Below are 17,780 nucleotides of genomic sequence, written 5' to 3'. Positions count from 1 at the left end.
TCACACGAAGCCCTCTTCGACCAGCGTGCAGCCGTGCGCCGTGATCTCGTGCCGCTGGCCCGAGCCGCCGACCACGCGGCTCCAGCTTTCGGACACGAGCACGGCCGCGGCGCCGTCGGTGCGCAGCGCATAGCCGAATCCGCCGTACATGCCCGGCACCCCGAACCACACGCGTTCGGCTTGCGCGTCGAGTTCAAGCAGCGGTTCGAGTTCGGGCAGGCGCAGCGCGTCGGCGCGCAGATGCGCGATGCGGCCGAGAATCATCTCGTGGAAGTGGCGCTGGATGTCGCGCAGCGTTTCGTCGGGCACGACGCGTCGCGGCTGCGGCGTCAGCAGATCGATCAGGTGCCGATGCCCGCGCTGCGCGGCGATATCGACCGGGCGCGCGCCGTGTGCATCGCGCAACATGCGCCACGCGCCGCGCTGCAACAGTTCGACGACGACCGCTTGCGGCGCGCCGCCGTAGGCGGCCTGGTGCAGCGGGGTATGAAGCGACGTCCCGCCGAGCCGAGTCGCGTTGACGAGCTTGTACTCTTTTGCAATGCAGTCGAGCATCGTCGCCCAGTCGCCCTTGCGCGCCGCGTCGGCCAACGCGTGCCGGCTCGCGACCTGCGCGTCGTCGAGCACGTCGGCGCCCGTGATTCCATCCCATGCGATGCTCAATCGCTTCTCCTTTCGTCTCTCGCGCATCCAGCTGCCGCGTCGTCCGCTCATCATAAGCGCTCGTCACGGCCGTGCGCTCGCGACACGGGAAGCGACGCCGGTAACCGCCAATATCGCCCTCAAGTATGGAATCATGCGAACGCGCCGTCGGCGCGTTCATTTCACTTCGACGAAGGATGCCAGCCGTGCTCGACATTACCGCCATCACCGATGCCCTCACCCCCAGCGGCGAACCCGTGCAATACTGCGTGCCGCCCGAGAAGCTGATTGCCGGCGACCCGCTGCAGACGCTCACGCCCGGCTTCACGAGCCCGTGCGGCCGCTTCTCGACCGGCATCTGGGAAAGCACGCCCGGCCGCTGGCGGGTCGCCTACACCGAAGCGGAATACTGCGAGATCCTGGCAGGCACGTCGGTGATCACCGATGAGGAAGGCAACGCGAAAACCCTTCGCGCCGGCCATCGCTTCGTCATTCCGCCGGGCTTTCGCGGCACGTGGGAAGTCGTCGAGCGCACGCGGAAGATCTTCGTCGCGTACGAAGAGCAGGCGCCGGAGTAAGCCGCACCGGCTCCGGCGCCGGAAGCGTTACCGCCGGCCGTCGAGCGCGCCGAGGATCCCGTACGCGGCCTTCACGCGGTCCTCGTTCGGATAGCTGCGGTTCGCGAGCATCACGATCGCGATCCGCTTCGACGGGACGAACGCGACATAGGTACTGAAGCCGTTGGTCGAGCCCGTCTTGTTGATCCACGTATCCGCGCTCGGCGCGAGCGGCGGCTTGATCGCGGTGGCCTGTATCCCGTCGCGCAGCATCTTCATCGAGTTGCCTTCGAGCAGCGTCGGCAGCGCGACCGGATACGGATACTGTTCCCAGATCAGGTCCTGGGTCAGCGGCCCCGCGCGGAAATAGCCGGTGTGCGTGCGTTCGAGCGCGCGCTGCAGGCGCGGTGCGGTTTCGATCAGCCCCATGTTCGCCTGCACGAAGCGCAGCAGGTCGGCCGCCGTGGTCCGCACGCCGTAGGCCGGCTGCCACAGCATGCCGCCCGTCATCCGGATCGGCTTGCCGTCCTGCGTGTAGCCCTGTGCATAGTCGGCCTGGCGTGCTTCCGGCACGTTGATGTACGTGTGCGTCATGCCGAGCGCGGGAAAGAGCCGCTGCTCCATCAGCGCCGCGAAATCCTTGTGCATCGCCTTCGCGGTGAGCCACCCGAGCATGCCGATCGCGACGTTCGAATACGTGCGATACGTGCCCGGCGCATACGCGGGCCGCCATGCTTCCAGATAGCGGATCAGGCCCGCGTCGTCGCGGATGCTGTCGGGCACCTGCAGCGGCATGCCGCCGGGCGTGTGCGTGCCGAGATTGAGCAGCGTCACGACGCCGAACGGCTTGCCCTGCACCGCGGGCAGATACTTGCCCGCGGGGTCGGCCAGCGACAGTTCGCCGCCCTCCTGCGCGTCGGCCGCGAGTGTCGCGGTCAGCGTCTTGCTGACGGAGCCGATTTCGAACAGCGTATCGCCGGTGACGGGCTTGCCGGTCTGCGTCGACATCACGCCGTAGTCGAACACGTAGGGCTTGCCGTCGGCGACGATGCCGATCGCCATGCCGGGAATCGCGTACTGCTTCATCAGCGGCGCGATGTGGCGGGTGACGGTGTCGTGGAGGTCGTCCTGCGTGGCGGCGGCCGCGCGGCCGGCCGTGGCGGTGACGCACGCGGCGACGAACAGGGTCGCGGCGAAGCGTGTCGCGTTGAATCGCATGGTTGCGGTTCCTTCGATTTCTGGTGGTTGCGTGGACAACGGTTCCGGCCGCACCGTGCGCAAAGCACGGCGGCCGGGCTGCCGAAGCAGGACTATCCGCTGTCGCCGCATCGCCAACAATCGACGATATGTTGCGCGAGCCTAAAGAAAAACTTTTGGCGCCGCCCCGGGCCGAACGGCGGGGGGATGCCCACGCCTGACGATGCACGTCCGCATCGGAAGATGTTCAACGCAGCGCGGGTATCTCGATCATGCGAGACACCGCATTCCCGTCAGGCGCACGCTCTTGTTCGCAGCCCAGCGATACTTTTCGGCCGCATCGCGCTGTCTTTCGCCCCGCACGCCGCACGGGACCGGGTAGAACCGCTTTCGTCGAACTGATGAAATCGGCAATGCGGTGGAGAACGCGGCCGCCGGCGGGCCGCGCGACGGTCACCCCGGCAGCCGCTCGAGAAACGCCAGCATCGCCGCGTTGAACCGCTCGGGCCGCTGCAGCGGCGCGAAATGGCTCACACCGGGCAGGGTCGTCAGCGTCGCGCCCGGAATCGTGCGCGCCAGGTACGCCGCGTGCTCGGGCCGGATGAATTCGTCGTGCTCGCCCAGCACGATGGTCACCGGCACGGCAATCGCCGCGAGATCCTGCTCACGGTAATCCGGTTGCGTGCGCATCATTTCGCTGACCGCCGCGACGAATGCGTCGAACTGGTCCGGCGTCGCCGACAGTGCTGCGTAGTCCTTGCGGTGCCGCGCGAAGCAGCGGTCGAGCAGCGGGCTCGGCACGATCTCCTTCGTACCGCTCGGGTCCATGTTGCACGCGAAGAAGAACACGCCGGCCGCCCGTTCCGGCGCGCGAGCGGCCAGCACGAGCGCGATGCACGCGCCGTCGCTCCAGCCGACGAAGCGTGCACGCTCGACGTGCAGCGCATCGAGCACCGCCAGCACGTCCGAGGCCATGCGTTCGTAGGAATAGGGTCGGGCGTCGCGCGTGCTGCGGCCGTGGCCGCGGCTGTCGATCACGATCGCGCGGTAGCCGGCCGCGAGCAGCGCCGGCACCTGGTTGCCCCAGTTGCCGCTGTGGCCGAGCCCGCCGTGCAGCAGCACGACCGCCGGGCCCTGGCCGAACGACGCGTGCCAGATGCGCGCGCCGTCGTGTTCCAGCCACCCTTGCTCGTCGGCCGCCGGCAGCGGCGTGCCGCCTTGCGATTCGAAGCGGGCGAGGTCGTCGTCGTTGAATTCCGCATTCATCGTTCAACCGTCCTGTCGAGGGAGACGAGCTTGCGATTGTAATGCGGGCGGCCGACACGGCCGCGACCGGTCAGGCCTGCGTCGACACCAGCCCGCCCGCCTGCGAGCCGCCCGATTTCGCGATCGCCGCCGCGAGTTGCGAAATCGCGGTCGAAAGCGCCGCCGAGATCGTGCTGGCTTGCGCGCTCAGCGACTGCTGCTGGATCGCCGCGGCCGGGTCGTCCTTCGCGCGCTGGCCCGCGCTCGCCATCTGCTGCTCCAGTGCCGCGAGCTGCTTCTGCAGCCGCTCGATCAGCGCCTTCAACTGGCTGACCGCCGGGTCGTCCGACGACGCGCCCGATGCGCCGAGCGTTTGGCCGCTGGCGCCGGTCGCATCCTTCGTGCCGGAAGTGGCGGTCGCGTCAGCCGTGCTGGTGCCGGTGGTGCCGGTGGTGCTCGTGGCGTCGCCGGTAGACGGCGTCGCGGCGGCCTTGGTTGCGGTCGCGCTGCTGTCGGCCAGCGGGGATCGCGTCGTCGTGGAGAAATCGATCTGCATGATGTCGGTCCGTGTGTCAGGAGGCGTCGTGACGGAGTAGGAAACGCCTTCCAGATTGTTTACGGCATTCGTCATACGAAACTTGAGTATCGGGGACGGACTGATTTGCCCGAAGATCGACGGGTTTAACCGCGAAAGGGCCAGATTGGGGGCACCGCGGCGCTGATAAAATCGCGGCTTCGCCAGCGGCATTCGCGCGCCGACCGCCTCCAGGCGCGAGCGCGCAATGCCGCCGGTCTCGACTCCCGCCCTTCCGGGCACGGCACGCAGCACGTGCCGGCGCCGCGGTCGCGGCCGCGCGGGTCGCCTTTCCCGTCTGCATGCGCGCCCCGCTCGCCGTTTCGAGCGGCGGACGCCATGCGGCGCACACACTTCTCACGCATTCGAGGAACACACGATGGCCCGCATCGGCGCCTTCTGCATCACGACGTGGCTTGCCGCCGCGATTCTCTACTTCGGCCAGCACTCCGTCGCGATGATCGTATTGAGCGGTGTCGTCGTATTCGGCGGGTTCGACCTGCTGCGCCCGTAAGCGCGCCTGGCGACGCCACCGCGCACGGCCGCGCTGGCCGATGCGATTGTGATAGCCTCTCCCGCACCATCCGTCAGACGCACGCGTCGCTGGCGAGAACAGGAGAACGGGAATTGAGTCACGACCTGAATCGCCACCCGGCGGCCCTTGCCTGCAAAGTGTGTGCTGCCCCCGCGCCCATCTGCGGCCTGGTCGATTTTTCGCGCTGCGGCGCCGACTTCATTGCCGGGAAAAAGGTCGACCCGTATGCGGGGGTGCCGGTCTACTACCATGCGTGCGAGCAATGCGGCTTCACGTGGGCCCCGATGTTCGACAGCTGGACCCACGACGATTTCGCGCAGCATGTGTATAACGCCGACTACCCGCGCCACGACCCCGAGTATCTCGAGATCCGTCCGCAACAGCATGCCGACCTGATCTGCACCAGCTTTCCGGAAATGCGGGAAGGCCGCGTGCTCGATTTCGGCTCGGGGCTGGGCTTGCTGGAACGGAAACTGGTATCGCGCGGCTTCACCGACGTGACGTCGTACGATCCGTTCTCGCACCCGGTTCCGCCCGAAGGCCGCTTCGATACGATCCTGTCATTCGAGGTGTTCGAGCATCACCCGGCGCCGGTCGATCTCTTCGACCAGATCATGCGCTATCGGAAGCCCGACGGCGCGCTGCTGTTCCAGACGTCGCTGATCACCCGGGACATCCTCGACCAAGGCATCGATCAGTGGTGGTACTGCGTGCCGCGCAACGGGCACATCTCGTTTCACACCGCCCAGTCCCTGACGCTGCTTGCCCAACGCCACGGGCTCGAATATGGCGCATTCGGTCCGTCGCTGCACGTCGTCTTCGATCGCGCAGCGACACCGCGCTGGCTCGACAAATTCCTCAAGCAGTAGCAGCCGGCGAGCCAGCTCGTACCGGCGAGTGCTGCGCTGTAAGACAGGCATTTCCGGCGCGATTTCGATTGCATGTTGTCGTTCTCCCGGATGGCATCGTCTCGACGCGCACGCACGGTGGCCGTTGCGCGTGCCCGCTGGCGTTCATCGCGCGCCGGCCTGGCGCATGCGTGTCGCGGCTGACGCTCCGCCGGCCGTCATCTGCGTGTAGTCCGCGTTCGGCCCGGACGGCGGTGTCAGGTTGTCGGCCGCCGCCCACTGCGTCGGCGTCGCGGACAGCGCGTAGCTCATCGTGCCGCCGTTGGCGATCTTGCCCAGCGGCAACCATGACCCCGCGTAATCCGCGCCGTTGACCTTCAGCGACTGGATGTATGCAAACGACGGGCGCCCCGCGCTGTCCATCGCGACCTGCTTGTCGCTTTCGAGCCGCAGCGTCTTGCCGTTGCCGAACCAGACGGTGATCCCGCTGAACTGCGGCGTGGACAGCGCCAGCCCCGCTTCCGACGGAATGACCGGGAACATCCCGAGCGCCGCCCACACGTACCAGCTCGACGTCGCGCCCATGTCGTCGTTGCCCGGCAGCCCGTCGCGGGCGGTCGTGAACGACTTCGACATGATGATCGGGAGAACGTACTGTGCGCCACTCGGCTGCCCGGCCCAGTTGTATCCCCACGGCGACTGGAACGACGGTTCGTTGCCGATGTACAGGTTGTTCGACGATTCGCCGCCGTTCAGGCTGCCGGAGGATGGCACGGTCGAGAACGGCGTCGTGATCGCGAACAGGGTGTTCAGCCGCGTGACGGCTGCCTGCTTGCCGCCGATCGCATCGATCAGCGCGCTCCAGTCCTGCGCGAAGGTCCAGAAGTAGTTCGGCTCCGTCGATTCGTGGAACGAACCCTGCACGAGCGTGCCCAGCGTGCCGGGCGCCGAGCCGGCCGGCGGCGCGTTGCGCGCGGCGATCACCTTGTTCGTGTAGTCGAAGATGTTGCGCCACCAGCCGGCTCGCGTGTACAGCGTGCCGATGTTGTCGGTCGTCACGCCGACCGACGGCGCGGTCAGCACGCTGGCGGGCAGCGCCTGCAGGAACGCGGCCGCGGAACGGTCGCTCAGCACGCGCTCGATGGTCGCCGACGACGAGTGACCGTCGTCGCTCTGCGACAGGTAGTGGGCCGTCAGGAAATTGGCGAGGCCCGCTGCGCTCGTGCGGTCGTTGCACGCGCTCGACGGATCGAACGCCGACTGCTTCGTCAGGCGGGCGGCCGATACCAGGTCGAAATCGGTCGCGCCGAACTTGTACGCGCCGGCAATCACGTTCAGTGCGTTGTCGCCCGCCATCGGCGTCGAGTCGTCGCTGCCGTCGACCCAGTGCGGGAATGCGCCGCACTGCAACCCGTCGACGACGAGCGACTGCATCATGTCGCTCGATTCCTTCGGCGCCAGCAGCGCCAGCAACTGCGCCTGCGACCGATACGTATCCCACAGCGAGAAACCCGTGTAGTGGTTGCCCGCACCGCCCTGCGATCCGTCGGCGCGCCGGAACGCGTAATCGCCAACCCTGGCCGTCGCGCGCGGCGGAATCGTGCCGGTCTGGTCGACCGACTTCGGATAGCTGCCGTCCGCGTTCCTGGGCTGGCGCATGCTGCGGAATTCTCCGTTCGTGTCGCTGTAGAGCGTCGGCGTGCCGAACACGCGATAGAGCGCGGTATAGAACTTCGTCAGGTTCGCCTTCTGCGTCGCATTCAGCGCGGCGGGTGTCGCGGCCTGGTCGATCTGGATCGTGTTGAGCCGGTCGTTCCACAGACCGGACGCGTTCTTGCGTGCATCGTCGAATGCGAGCGTCTCGCCCTCGGCTTTCAGGTTCGCCTGCGCATTCCGGACGCTGACGGACGACACCCCGACTTTCACGGTGACGGTCCGGTCCGCGTCGGTCAGGTCGAACTGCAGCGTCGCCGCGCCGTTGCTGGCGGTATTCACCGCCGAGGTGCCCGCCTGCTTGCGCAGCGGCTTGTCGAAGGTCGCGTAGAAATACACGGGCGCATTCCATACCGTGCCGTATGGCGTGCAGAACGCCGGCGCCACGGCTTGCCCGCTCATCGACTTGCCGTCGCTCGCGAGCGCCAGCGCGACGTTGTTCGCGGTGACCTTCGTGCTGCCCGAATCGCTGTTGCCGTTCAGCTTCGCGTCGATCGAGAAAAAGCCCTTGTCCTTGTTCGCGTACGTGAAGCGCGCGATGCCGGAGCGCGCGGTCGCGCTCAGCTCCGTCACGATGCCGTTTGCGAGACGCACCTTGTAGTACCCGGGTTCGGCCGTTTCATCCGCGTAGCTGTACCCGACGCCGATCGGCCGGCCGCCCGATGCCACGGTCGTCGCCGCATCGGTCGGCAGCATCGCGACCGCGCCCTGCCCCGGGCACCCGACACCGCTCAGGTGCGTCACGCTGAAGAAGTCGATCGTGCCGCCCGACCCGCCCGACGACAGGTAGCCGCCCGAGCCGTTGAAGTCGTAGCGCGGCGTGTTCGGCCCGAAATTCACCATCCCGAACGGCACCATCGCACCGGGGCTCACGTTGCCCGCGTAGCCGGAATCCGCATTGACCTGCGTGCCGATCAACGGATTGACGAACTGCGTCAACGCCATGTCGGTGCGCTTCGGCGGAGCCGGCTGATCCGGCTGATCCGGCTGACCCGGCTGATCCGGCTGATCCGGCTGCGAAGGTTGTGACGGTTGCGACGGCCCCGAGGTCGGCGGCACGGTCGACGGCGTCTCTCCTGCGCCGTTGCTGCCCGTCTGGACACCGTTCATGTCGTCGCCGCCGCACGCGGTCAGTGCCGCGCAAGTCAGTGCGGCGATGAGCAAGAGTCGTGGATTTTTCATTTTATCGCTTAGTACCATTAATTAAAACGATCGGTCCGGCGCCGACGATCATCCGGCACGCCGCCCGGCTTGCGGCCCTGCGCGGCACATCGATGCCGCGCGGCGTGACTTCGGCTGCCCCCCCCTAGCGACGTCACGCTGACCTTCACATGCGACTACCCGCCGACGATCGTTGCCACCGCAACCGTCGCCTCCTCCGCCCTGCCTCCGGGAACGTCACCCGCTTCCCGAGGGCTTACAGTGCCGCAACGACTGTTTATTCACTACAGGAAGTTTCCCGAATTTTCAGTTTGTTTAACTAAACAATTCGGCGTTAAGTGGCTTGGGGTACACATTCCCGCCATTGTTGCGTTGCAACGGCGGCGCACGGGGAGTGCATCGACAGGCGCCCGGCGAACCCGGGCGCCGCATGAACCTACGAAACTGAACGGGTCAATGCCGTGCGCATCAGCGCGGCAACGTGCGCAACGACGACGGCCCACCCGTCAGCGCGATCCGCTTGCCCGTATCGTGCAGCTTGCCGCCTTCGACCGAATAGAGCGCCAGTTGCCGTTCGACGTTGAACTGCACGATCACGTGCCGGCTGTCGGCGGTGAACACGATGCCTTGCGCGGCTTCGCCGCCGGCCAGCTCGCTCACCTTCACGGCCTGCCCGTTGCGGATTTCGAACAGCAGCACCTTGCCGATCTTGTGGCGGCCCGGGTTGTCGGCCGTCAGGTTCGAGCCGTCCATCGCCTGCACGGCGATCCACTTGCCGTTCGGCGAGATCGCGACGCCTTCCGGCAGCGACGGCACCGTCAGGTACTGGACCGTGCGGAACGGCACGCGCGACACGTCGATCAGCGCAACGGTATCCGCGTCGCCCGCGAGCGTGCCCGTATAGCCCGGCAGCCCCGCGAGCCCGACGTTGCTGACGACGGCCCAGCGGTTGTCGCTCGACACGTCGATCGTGTAAGGCGCGACGCCGGTGCTCAGGCGCGACCCGCTGTCGGTCACCTTGCCGTCGTCGACGTTCAGCACCGCGATGCCCTGCTCGTCGCGCAGCGACACGAGCGCATGCTTGCCGTCATGGGTGAAGCTGATCCCGGCCAGCCGCTTCTTGCCGATCTTCAGGCTGCCGTCGAGCGTCACGTTCGTGCCGTCGATGCGCAGGATCGACACGCTGCCGTCGACGTTCGCGACCAGCGCGAGCTTGCCCGCGCGGTCGATCGCGATCCCTTGCGGATGCGTGCCAAGCTCGATGCGCGTGATCGACGGCGGCGCGGCATCGAGATTCACGACCTGCAGGAACGTGTCGAACACGAGCTGCTTCGCGGCCGTGTCGTAGCGCGTCGGCGCGCCGACGAGCGCGAGCTTCGCGTCGGGCGTGATCGCGACGGCCTGCGGCGGCCCCTGGATGCCGTTCTCGACGTCGACCTGCAGCGCGACCTTCGGCGGGAACGTGCTGGCGTCGAGCAGCGTCAGCGTGTCGGCGGGCGGCGAAGCCAGATAGGTGTCGCGGCCCTCGACGCGCTGGTACTTGCCGTCGTTGCCGGACACGATCCAGTCGGCGGCGTGGGCGGCAACGGCCGTCGTGGCGAGGGTCAGCGCGGCGAGCAGGCGCGCGCTGCGCGGGCGAAAAGGATTCGAATGCATGTCGGTCGATTCTCCGGATCGGTTGCGGACACAAGGGATGGCATCGACCCTGCTGCTCGACGGGTCGGCGCCATCGCATGATGCCCGAAAGCCGGCCAATCCGGCGTCTCGCGCCCGGTTCGTTTCCGTCAATCCATCCGTCGTGCGCCGGACGACGACCACTCGCCCACATCGTCGAGCGGATACACGGGCCGCGCAAGACGCTCGTAATGGAACAACCCATAGTCCGAACCCGTCACGCCACGGCTGTCGCACTCGACCAGCGCGGCCGCGATCGGCACGAACACCGGCCGGCAATACATCCGCGACTTCAGCAGCAGGAAGCGGGCGCGGCGCGGATCGACACCGACGCTCTCGAATACGCCGAGATCCCACGGCTCCTGCGTACGCTCGGTGATGACCAGCACGGCCGCGCCGATGTCGAGCACGGCCGTGCGGCCCATGTACGCACGCTGGCCCGTGTAAGTGGGCCCCGTGATCACGTATTCGCCGTCGGTGAGCGCGCGCACGATGCCGGTCGCGCGAAACGGTGCGCGCCGCACGCCGCCGTGTGACGGCAGGCGGTTGCCGACCGGTACCGTGACGGTCGCGCCGACACCCGCGTCGATCAGCGCCGCGACGGCTTCCGGGTCGCACAACGGCCCGCTGACGATGCCGTCCAGCCCGTGCGCGAGCGCGGCTTCGAGCAGGTCCATCGTGTCGCACGGGCCGCCCGACATGCAGTTGTCGCCGTGATCGAGCATCAGCACCGGGCGATCCGCGCCGCGCGCGAGCGCCGCGGCCTGCGCCACCGATTCGGCGAGCGGCGCGCTGCGATACACGAAGTCGTCGCGCGCGTCCCAGATCTGCCGTGCAATACGCTCGGCCACCGCGTCGGCCGCGGCCCGGTCGCCATCGGCTACGACCACCACGCTGATGCACGGTGCGGGAATGTCCGCGAGCGAGAAGCCGGGCAGCACCGATACCGCGAGCATCCCGTCGGCCTCGGCCGCACGCGCGGCCTCCACCGCGCGCCGCATCGCGCCTTCCGCGCTCGCGCTGCGCAGCGTCGACGTCATCAGCGGCGGTTGCCGCCACGCGAGCACGGGCCGCGTGCGGCCGTGCAGCCGGTCGAGCAGCACGCGCGCCGCATGCTCACCGGTCTCGTACATATCGACGTGCGGATAAGTCTTGAAGCTGACGATCACGTCCGCGTGATCGACCATCTTCTGCGTGACGTTCCCGTGCAGGTCGAGCGCGACCGCGATCGGCGCGCCGGGCAACGCCGCGCGCACGCGTTCGAGCAGGTCACCCTCGCCGTCCGCGCTCTGCTCGGCGACCATCGCGCCGTGCAGGTCGAGCATCACCGCGTCGCAGCCGGGCGCGGCCGCGACGATCGCGTCGCAGATCGCCGCATACGCGTCGGCCGCGACCGGCCCGCTCGGATTCGCGGCCGCGGATACGGGCGTCACGATGTCGGCGCCTTCGCGCTCGGCGGCGTCGAGGAACGCGGCCATCGCGGTACGCATCCCGCGATTCGCGCGATACGCGTCCTCGCCCCAGTCGGGGCCGTTGCGGCCGAACGCGGCTAGCGGCGTCGGCACGGGCGAGAACGTGTTGGTCTCGTGGTTCATCCGGGCGATCAGGATTTTCATCGTGCCGAGCCCTCCGCGATCCCGGCAGCGCCCAGCATCGCATGCAACAACACGTTGCAGCCGGCTTCCAGGTGGGCCGGATCGGCGTCTTCGATCTCGTTGTGGCTGATTCCGTCCTTGCACGGCACGAAGATCATCGCGGTCGGCGCCACGCGCGCGAGATACACGGCGTCATGGCCTGCGCCGCTGATCACGTTCATCGACGACAGTCCGAGTGCGCCCGCGCCGGCCCGCACCTGCTCGACCAGCGCCGGATCGAACGGCTGCGGCGGGAAGCACACGACTGCAGCGATGTCGATCTGCATCCCGGCTGCCGCCCCCAGGTTCGCACATGTCGAGCGCAATTCCGCATCCATCGCCGCCAGCGTCGCGTCGTCGGCCGCGCGCAGGTCGACGGTCAGCGTCACGCGGCCGGGAATCACGTTGCGCGAATTCGGGTGCACGTCGACCCAGCCGACCGTGCCGCGTCCATGCGGCGGATGCGCGCACGCGATGTCGTTCACCTTGCGCACGAGATCGGACGCGACGAGCAGCGCGTCACGCCGCAGCGCCATCGGCGTCGGGCCGGCGTGCGCCTCCATGCCGTGCACGGTCACGTCATACCAGCGCTGCCCGAGCGCACCCTCGACCACGCCGATCGTCGTGTCGTGCGCCTCCAGCACCGGGCCCTGCTCGATATGCGCTTCGAAATACGCGCCGACCGGATGCGCGCCGCGCCCGTCGTTCGCATCGCCCGCATAGCCGATCGCGGCCAGCGCATCGCGCACCGACACGCCGTCGCGGTCGCGTTGCGCGAGCGCATGGTCGAGTGTGAACGCGCCCGCGAACACGCCGGAACCCATCATCACCGGAACGAAGCGAGACCCTTCCTCGTTAGTCCACACCGCGACCTCGAGCGGCGCCAGCGTGCGCACCCCGGCGTCGTCGAGCGTACGCAGCACCTCGAGGCCGGCCAGCACGCCGTAGTTGCCGTCGAACTTGCCGCCAGTCGGCTGCGTATCGATATGGCTGCCCGTCGCCACGGGCGGCAGGTCGTCCCGTTCGCCCGCGCGCCGCGCAAAGATATTGCCGATCGCGTCGACACGCACCGTACAGCCGATTTCCCTCGCCCATGCGACGAACAGGTCGCGCGCCTCGCGATCGAGTTCGGTGAGCGCGAGGCGGCACACGCCCCCTTTGTCGGTCGCGCCGATCCGCGCGAGACGCATCAGGCTGTCCCACAGCCGCGCGCCGTCGACGCGCAAGCCGGACGCCGCGACGCCCGGTGTCGAATCCTGAACTTGCATCGATGGAATTCCTCGCATTGAAAGGGCGCGGCGCTTACGCGACGCCGACACCCAGGTAACGGTCCTTCACCTCGTGATCGGCCGCGAACGCCGCGTTGCTGCCCTCGTAGACGATCACGCCCTGCTCGATCACGAAGTGGCGATCCGCGAGCTGCGTGCACACTTCGAGGTTCTGTTCGACGAGCAGGATCGCGACGCCGGCCGCCTTGATCTGCTTCAGCTGCTCGACGATCTCCTCGACGATCACCGGCGCGAGCCCTTCCACCGGCTCGTCGAGCATCAGCAGCCGCGGGTGGTTCATCAGCGCGCGGCCGATCGCGAGCATCTGCTGCTCGCCGCCCGACAACTGCGCGCCGCCGTTGCGGCGGCGCTCCTTCAGGCGCGGGAAGATCCGGTAGATGTCGTCGAGCTGCCACGGTGAATCGCGGCGCGCGCCGAGCCGCAGGTTCTCCTCGACCGACAGCAGCCGGAAAATGCCGCGATGCTCCGGCACGAAGCACAGGCCGCGCGCGGCGATCCGGTGCGCGGGCTGCCCGGACACCGGCCGTCCCGCGAACGTCACCGCGCCGCCGGTCGGCGCGACGACGCCCGCGATCGTCTTGAGCGTCGTCGACTTGCCCGCGCCGTTGCGGCCGAGCAGCGTCACCGTCTCGCCTTCGTTCACGTTCAGCGAAATGCCCTGCAGGATGTGGCTCTTGCCGTAGCAGGCATGAACTTCCTTCACGTCGAGCATCATGCGCGGCCTCCCGTGATCATGTTGCCGAGATATGCGCTGCGCACGCGCTCGTCGCCGCGAATCGCGTCCGGCTTGCCTTCGACCAGCACACGGCCCTGCTGCATCACCGTGATCGTGTCCGAGATATCCATCACGATGCCCATGTTGTGTTCGATCAGCACGACGGTGTAGTCGTCGCGCAGGCCGCGAATCAGTGCCTTCATGTCGTCGAGATCGTCGATCCCCATGCCCGACGTCGGCTCGTCGAGAAAGATCGCGCGCGGTCGCGCCGCCAGCGCCATCCCGACCTCGAGCCGGCGCTGCTGGCCGTGCGACAGCACGCCGGCCGCCGTATCGGCGAAGCGCTGCAGGCCGAGCCGCTCGAGCACGTCGTCGACGATGCCGTCGTGCGCAAGCGCTCCGCGCGGAGGCGCCCACGGATTCAGCGCGCGCCGCGATTCGACGCCCTGCGCGGCGACGCGCAGGTTCTCGCGCACGCTCAGGTTCGGAAACAGGCTCGTCACCTGGAACGAGCGCGCAATGCCACGCCGCACGCGCTTGTGATCGGGTTCGCGCGACACGTCGTGACCGTCGAACAGGATCGAACCCGACGTGATCGGCAGCGTGCCCGTCAACGTATGGAACAGCGTCGTCTTGCCGGCGCCGTTCGGCCCGATCACCGAATGCACGGTGCGCGGCATGATCCTCAGATCGACGCCGCCCAGCGCCGTGAACTTGCCGTAGCGCTTGACGATGCCGCGCGCCTCGAGAATCGCTTCGCTCATTGCCGCTCCCCGGTCGTCGTCGCCGTCCGTCCGCCGCGCCGCAGCGACGCCACGACGCGTTCCCCCAATCCCCACAACCCGCGCTGCATGAACAGGCTGACCGCGATCAGCACGAGGCCGAGCAGCAGCAGCCAGCGCGGCCACAACGTCGACAGCCAGTCCGCGAACAGCACGTAGAATGCCGCGCCGAGCACCGACGCGAACAGGTTGCCCGTGCCGCCGATCACCGTCATCACGAGGATCATCTCGCTCGTGTGATAGTCGATGTTCGACAGCGGCGCGATGCCCGTCATCAAGGCATGCAGCGCACCGGCGAACCCCGTGACCGCACCCGACAGCACGAACGCCGCGAGCTTGAAGCGCTTCACGTCGTAGCCGGCCGCCGCCGCACGCGCCTCGTTGTCGCGGATCGCGAGCAGCGTGCGGCCGAACACGGAGCGCGACACGCGCAACAGCAGCCAGAACACCGCGACGAACAGCACCGCGACGAAGCCGTAGTAGCGCCACGGCGAATCGAGTGAAACGAGCGGATGCCCGAACAGGGACAGCGCTGGGCGCGGGATGTCGAGCAGCCCGTTGTCGCCGCCCGTGACGTTCGGCGTCGTGTAGGCGAGAAAGTAGAACAGTTGCCCGAACGCGAGCGTCAGCATCACGAAGTAAGTGCCGCGCTGCCGGATCGAGAACCAGCCGACGAGCGCGGCCGCGACGGCACCGAGCACGGTGGCCGCAACCAGCGCGGCAGTCACCGATGCGACGCCGTGCGTCAGCACCAGCCCCGCCGCGTAGCTGCCGAGCCCGAAGAAGATGCCCTGCCCGAACGACAGCAGCCCCGTGTAGCCGAGCAGCAGGTTGCAGCCGAGCGCGGCGAGCGCGAACACCAGCACCTCGGTCGCGAGCGAGCCCGAGCTCAGCGCAACCGGCAGCGCGCACACGACGGCCACCGCGAGCCAGCCTTCCGGCCGCTGCAATGCGCCGCGCCACGGCTGCGGGTGTGACGCGGCCGCCGTCCCGGGCGGCAGCGGTTTCGACGATTCGATCATGCAGCCCTCCCCAGCAACCCGTTCGGACGCAACAGCAGCACGGCCGCCATCGCGACATAGATCATCAGCCGCGCACCTTCCGGCCACAGCGTGCTCATCAGGCTCTGCACGATGCCGACCAGCAGCCCGCCGACCAGCGCCCCGAGAAAATTCCCCATCCCGCCGACGACGACCACGACGAACGCGACGCCGAGCGCCTCGATGCCCATGAACGGGTCGACGCCGCGGATCGGCGCGGCGAGCACGCCCGCAAGCGCGGCCGTCGCCGCGCCGAGCGCGAACACGAGGCTGAACACGCGCGTCACGTTGATGCCGAGCAGCGACACCATCTCCGACGATTCGCTGCCCGCGCGCACCGTGCTGCCGAGCCGCGTGCCTTCCAGCACCCACCACAGCAGCGCGGCGAGCACGGCCGTGAACGCGATCACGAACAGCCGGTATTTCGGGTAGACGAAGCCGCCCCAGATCACGACGCCGTTCAGCGCATCGGGCGGCGGCACGTTGTCGCCGAGCGGGCCCCACGCGAGGATCGCGCACTCCTGCAGCACGAGCGCGAGCCCGACCGTCGCGAGGATGTGGAATTCGTGCTGCTGCGCGTACACATGACGCAGCACGAGCTTTTCGACGCTCCACGCGAACGCGCCGACGACGAGCGGCACGACCGCGAGCGCGACCCAGAAATTCGCCGACCATTGCAGCGCCTGGTAGCAGAGATACGCACCGAGCAGGTAGAACGCGCCGTGAGCGAAGTTCACGAAGCGCAGCAGGCCGAACACGATCGACAGGCCGACGGCGAGCAGGAAATACAGCATGCCCACGCCGATGCCGTTGACGATCTGCAGCAGATAGACGTTCATGGCTTCCGTGTCAGAAAGGAAGGTAACGGACGTCCGCGGCGCGCGACGGCCGCGGACGCGTGCACTGCGTCACGCGAGCTTGCAGCTCGTCTTGTCGACCGGCAGGAACGACTGGCCCGAGCTGACGATGTCGGCGTAGTCGTCCGCGTTCTTCATCCGGCTCTTCGGCTTGCCCTTCAGCAGGTAGTAGTTCTTCAGCACCTGATGGTCGCCCTTGCGGATTTCCTCCGGGCCGGTGAGGCCGTCGTACTTCATGCCCTCCATCGCCGCGACCACCTTCTTCGGATCGGCGCTGCCGGCCTTCACCATCGCGTCGACCAGGATCTTCGAGCAGATGTACGAACCCGCGAGGCTGTAGTTCGGGTTCGCCTTGAACGTGGCGTTCGCGCGCTTCACGAGGTCGCGGTTCAGCGGCGAATCGATGGCGTGCCAGTACTGCGCGCCGAAATACACGCCGTCGCAGATGTCGGGCCCGAGCGCCTCGAACTGCTCGAGGCCCGACGCCCAGGCGAGCAGGATCGTGCAGTTGCGCTTCATCCCGAAGCTGACGGCCTGGCGCAGCGTGTCCGACGACTGCGAGCCGAAGTTCAGGATCAGCAGCACGTCCGGCTGCGCGGCCGCCGCGTTCGTCAGGTAGCCGCTGAACTCCTTCTCGGCGAGCGAGTGGTAGCTGTTGCCGACATGCTCGATGCCCTTTTCCTTGAAGATCGCCTTCGCGGCCGACAGCAGGCCGTCGCCGAACACGTATTGCGGCGTGATCGTGTACCAGCGCTTCGCCTTCGGCAGCATCTGGGTCAACGGGCGCACCGTCTGCTCGATCGCGCCGAAGGTCGGCACCGACCAGCGAAACGTCGCGGCATTGCAATCCTTGCCGGTGATCTCGTCCGCGCCGGCCGTCGTGATGAACACGCCGCCCGCCTTCTGGACTTCCTTGCCCATCGCCAGCGATTCGGACGACAGGATGCCGCCCGCGAAGAAGCGCACGCCCTTCTGCTGCGCGATCTCCTGCACGCGCCGCACGGCGGTCGCGGGCTTGCCCTCGGTGTCGAGCGCCGTGTAGGCAAGCGGCGCGCCGAGCACCTTGCCGTACTGCTGGACGACGAGCTGCATGCCGAGATCGGCGTACTTGCCGTTGGCGGCGAACGGCCCCGACATCGGCACCGGGCACGCCAGCTGGATGGATGAACCCTGCGCGAACGCGGCTCGGGACGACATGCTGCCGAGCGCGCCCGGCACGGCCGACAGCGCGGCCAGTTTCAACAGTTCTCGGCGATTCAAGTTGACGCTCCTGATAAAGGGGGACACACGCGATGCGACCGACTGCCAAACCGTGCC

The 17,780-nt window shown here is 67.9% G+C and carries 16 protein-coding genes and 1 pseudogene; 3 read left to right on the top strand and 14 right to left on the bottom strand.

Annotated elements, in window-relative coordinates; genetic code table 11:
• Window positions 1–663, bottom strand: a complete 663-nt coding sequence (locus FFS49_RS20655) for an ankyrin repeat domain-containing protein (protein ID WP_105818466.1) — start codon at window positions 661–663, stop codon at window positions 1–3.
• Between the two features lie 176 nt (window positions 664–839).
• Here FFS49_RS20655 and FFS49_RS20650 point away from each other — a divergent pair, with 176 nt between their 5' ends.
• A complete protein-coding gene (locus tag FFS49_RS20650; protein ID WP_105818465.1) occupies window positions 840–1,220 on the top strand; it encodes a cupin domain-containing protein in 381 nt (126 codons plus the stop codon).
• 27 nt (window positions 1,221–1,247) lie between these two features.
• Here FFS49_RS20650 and ampC read toward each other — a convergent pair whose 3' ends face one another.
• The 4 genes and pseudogenes from ampC to FFS49_RS20630 all read right to left on the bottom strand — a co-directional run bounded on the left by ampC (window position 1,248) and on the right by FFS49_RS20630 (window position 4,197).
• Window positions 1,248–2,417 (bottom strand): class C beta-lactamase, encoded by a 1,170-nt coding sequence (gene ampC / locus FFS49_RS20645; RefSeq protein ID WP_105818464.1) that lies wholly within the window; start codon window positions 2,415–2,417, stop codon window positions 1,248–1,250.
• A 92-nt stretch (window positions 2,418–2,509) separates the two neighbouring features.
• Window positions 2,510–2,803: pseudogene (locus FFS49_RS42640) on the bottom strand (hypothetical protein); the annotation flags it as partial.
• 46 nt (window positions 2,804–2,849) lie between these two features.
• Window positions 2,850–3,662 (bottom strand): alpha/beta hydrolase, encoded by an 813-nt coding sequence (locus FFS49_RS20635; protein ID WP_105818463.1) that lies wholly within the window; start codon window positions 3,660–3,662, stop codon window positions 2,850–2,852.
• Between the two features lie 70 nt (window positions 3,663–3,732).
• A complete protein-coding gene (locus tag FFS49_RS20630; protein WP_105818462.1) occupies window positions 3,733–4,197 on the bottom strand; it encodes a hypothetical protein in 465 nt (154 codons plus the stop codon).
• A gap of 397 nt (window positions 4,198–4,594) precedes the next feature.
• Here FFS49_RS20630 and FFS49_RS42955 point away from each other — a divergent pair, with 397 nt between their 5' ends.
• Window positions 4,595–4,729, top strand: coding sequence for a hypothetical protein (locus FFS49_RS42955; RefSeq protein ID WP_006767081.1), 135 nt, complete (start codon window positions 4,595–4,597; stop codon window positions 4,727–4,729).
• Window positions 4,730–4,842: 113 nt separating this feature from the next.
• Window positions 4,843–5,619 carry a class I SAM-dependent methyltransferase gene (locus FFS49_RS20620; RefSeq protein WP_039355109.1) on the top strand — a complete coding sequence of 259 codons (777 nt, stop codon included), beginning with the start codon at window positions 4,843–4,845 and terminating at the stop codon, window positions 5,617–5,619.
• A 144-nt stretch (window positions 5,620–5,763) separates the two neighbouring features.
• On the opposite strand, the gene FFS49_RS20615 is transcribed toward FFS49_RS20620, so the two are convergent.
• From FFS49_RS20615 to FFS49_RS20575, 9 genes are all read right to left on the bottom strand, one after another.
• Complete coding sequence (locus tag FFS49_RS20615) at window positions 5,764–8,493, bottom strand: glycoside hydrolase domain-containing protein (RefSeq protein ID WP_105818461.1); 2,730 nt, start codon at window positions 8,491–8,493, stop codon at window positions 5,764–5,766.
• A gap of 447 nt (window positions 8,494–8,940) precedes the next feature.
• Complete coding sequence (locus tag FFS49_RS20610; RefSeq protein WP_105818460.1) at window positions 8,941–10,128, bottom strand: beta-propeller fold lactonase family protein; 1,188 nt, start codon at window positions 10,126–10,128, stop codon at window positions 8,941–8,943.
• A 128-nt stretch (window positions 10,129–10,256) separates the two neighbouring features.
• A complete protein-coding gene (locus tag FFS49_RS20605) occupies window positions 10,257–11,762 on the bottom strand; it encodes a M81 family metallopeptidase (protein WP_105818459.1) in 1,506 nt (501 codons plus the stop codon).
• Window positions 11,759–13,048: a Zn-dependent hydrolase gene (locus FFS49_RS20600; RefSeq protein ID WP_105818458.1), complete on the bottom strand. Its 1,290-nt coding sequence runs from the start codon at window positions 13,046–13,048 to the stop codon at window positions 11,759–11,761. The genes FFS49_RS20605 and FFS49_RS20600 overlap by 4 nt, the downstream gene beginning before the upstream one ends.
• Window positions 13,049–13,082: 34 nt before the next feature.
• Entirely contained in the window at window positions 13,083–13,784 is a 702-nt protein-coding gene (locus FFS49_RS20595) for an ABC transporter ATP-binding protein (RefSeq protein ID WP_039355122.1), read from the bottom strand.
• Window positions 13,781–14,548, bottom strand: a complete 768-nt coding sequence (locus tag FFS49_RS20590) for an ABC transporter ATP-binding protein (RefSeq protein ID WP_021160139.1) — start codon at window positions 14,546–14,548, stop codon at window positions 13,781–13,783. Before FFS49_RS20590 ends, FFS49_RS20595 begins: the two co-directional genes overlap by 4 nt.
• Window positions 14,545–15,588: a branched-chain amino acid ABC transporter permease gene (locus tag FFS49_RS20585; protein WP_105818457.1), complete on the bottom strand. Its 1,044-nt coding sequence runs from the start codon at window positions 15,586–15,588 to the stop codon at window positions 14,545–14,547. Before FFS49_RS20585 ends, FFS49_RS20590 begins: the two co-directional genes overlap by 4 nt.
• Window positions 15,585–16,445, bottom strand: a complete 861-nt coding sequence (locus tag FFS49_RS20580; protein WP_039355129.1) for a branched-chain amino acid ABC transporter permease — start codon at window positions 16,443–16,445, stop codon at window positions 15,585–15,587. Before FFS49_RS20580 ends, FFS49_RS20585 begins: the two co-directional genes overlap by 4 nt.
• A 69-nt stretch (window positions 16,446–16,514) precedes the next feature.
• A complete protein-coding gene (locus FFS49_RS20575; RefSeq protein ID WP_046547136.1) occupies window positions 16,515–17,723 on the bottom strand; it encodes an ABC transporter substrate-binding protein in 1,209 nt (402 codons plus the stop codon).
• Between the last annotated feature and the right edge of the window lie 57 nt (window positions 17,724–17,780).

This window comes from Burkholderia sp. 4NA327C6 (genome assembly GCF_005502655.1).
Classification (GTDB): domain Bacteria; phylum Pseudomonadota; class Gammaproteobacteria; order Burkholderiales; family Burkholderiaceae; genus Burkholderia; species Burkholderia contaminans.
This window is presented reverse-complemented; position numbering and strand designations above follow the sequence as displayed.

Excerpts from the sequence above, each read along its gene's own strand:
- FFS49_RS20605 (WP_105818459.1), bottom strand. The coding sequence starts at position 11,762 with ATGAAAATCCTGATCGCCCGGATGAACCACGAGACCAACACGTTCTCG.
- FFS49_RS20580 (WP_039355129.1), bottom strand. The coding sequence starts at position 16,445 with ATGAACGTCTATCTGCTGCAGATCGTCAACGGCATCGGCGTGGGCATG.
- FFS49_RS20610 (WP_105818460.1), bottom strand. The coding sequence starts at position 10,128 with ATGCATTCGAATCCTTTTCGCCCGCGCAGCGCGCGCCTGCTCGCCGCG.
- FFS49_RS20615 (WP_105818461.1), bottom strand. The coding sequence starts at position 8,493 with ATGAAAAATCCACGACTCTTGCTCATCGCCGCACTGACTTGCGCGGCA.
- FFS49_RS20635 (WP_105818463.1), bottom strand. The coding sequence starts at position 3,662 with ATGAATGCGGAATTCAACGACGACGACCTCGCCCGCTTCGAATCGCAA.
- ampC (WP_105818464.1), bottom strand. The coding sequence starts at position 2,417 with ATGCGATTCAACGCGACACGCTTCGCCGCGACCCTGTTCGTCGCCGCG.
- FFS49_RS20585 (WP_105818457.1), bottom strand. The coding sequence starts at position 15,588 with ATGATCGAATCGTCGAAACCGCTGCCGCCCGGGACGGCGGCCGCGTCA.
- FFS49_RS20650 (WP_105818465.1), top strand. The coding sequence starts at position 840 with ATGCCAGCCGTGCTCGACATTACCGCCATCACCGATGCCCTCACCCCC.
- FFS49_RS20600 (WP_105818458.1), bottom strand. The coding sequence starts at position 13,048 with ATGCAAGTTCAGGATTCGACACCGGGCGTCGCGGCGTCCGGCTTGCGC.
- FFS49_RS20630 (WP_105818462.1), bottom strand. The coding sequence starts at position 4,197 with ATGCAGATCGATTTCTCCACGACGACGCGATCCCCGCTGGCCGACAGC.
- FFS49_RS20595 (WP_039355122.1), bottom strand. The coding sequence starts at position 13,784 with ATGATGCTCGACGTGAAGGAAGTTCATGCCTGCTACGGCAAGAGCCAC.
- FFS49_RS42955 (WP_006767081.1), top strand. The coding sequence starts at position 4,595 with ATGGCCCGCATCGGCGCCTTCTGCATCACGACGTGGCTTGCCGCCGCG.
- FFS49_RS20590 (WP_021160139.1), bottom strand. The coding sequence starts at position 14,548 with ATGAGCGAAGCGATTCTCGAGGCGCGCGGCATCGTCAAGCGCTACGGC.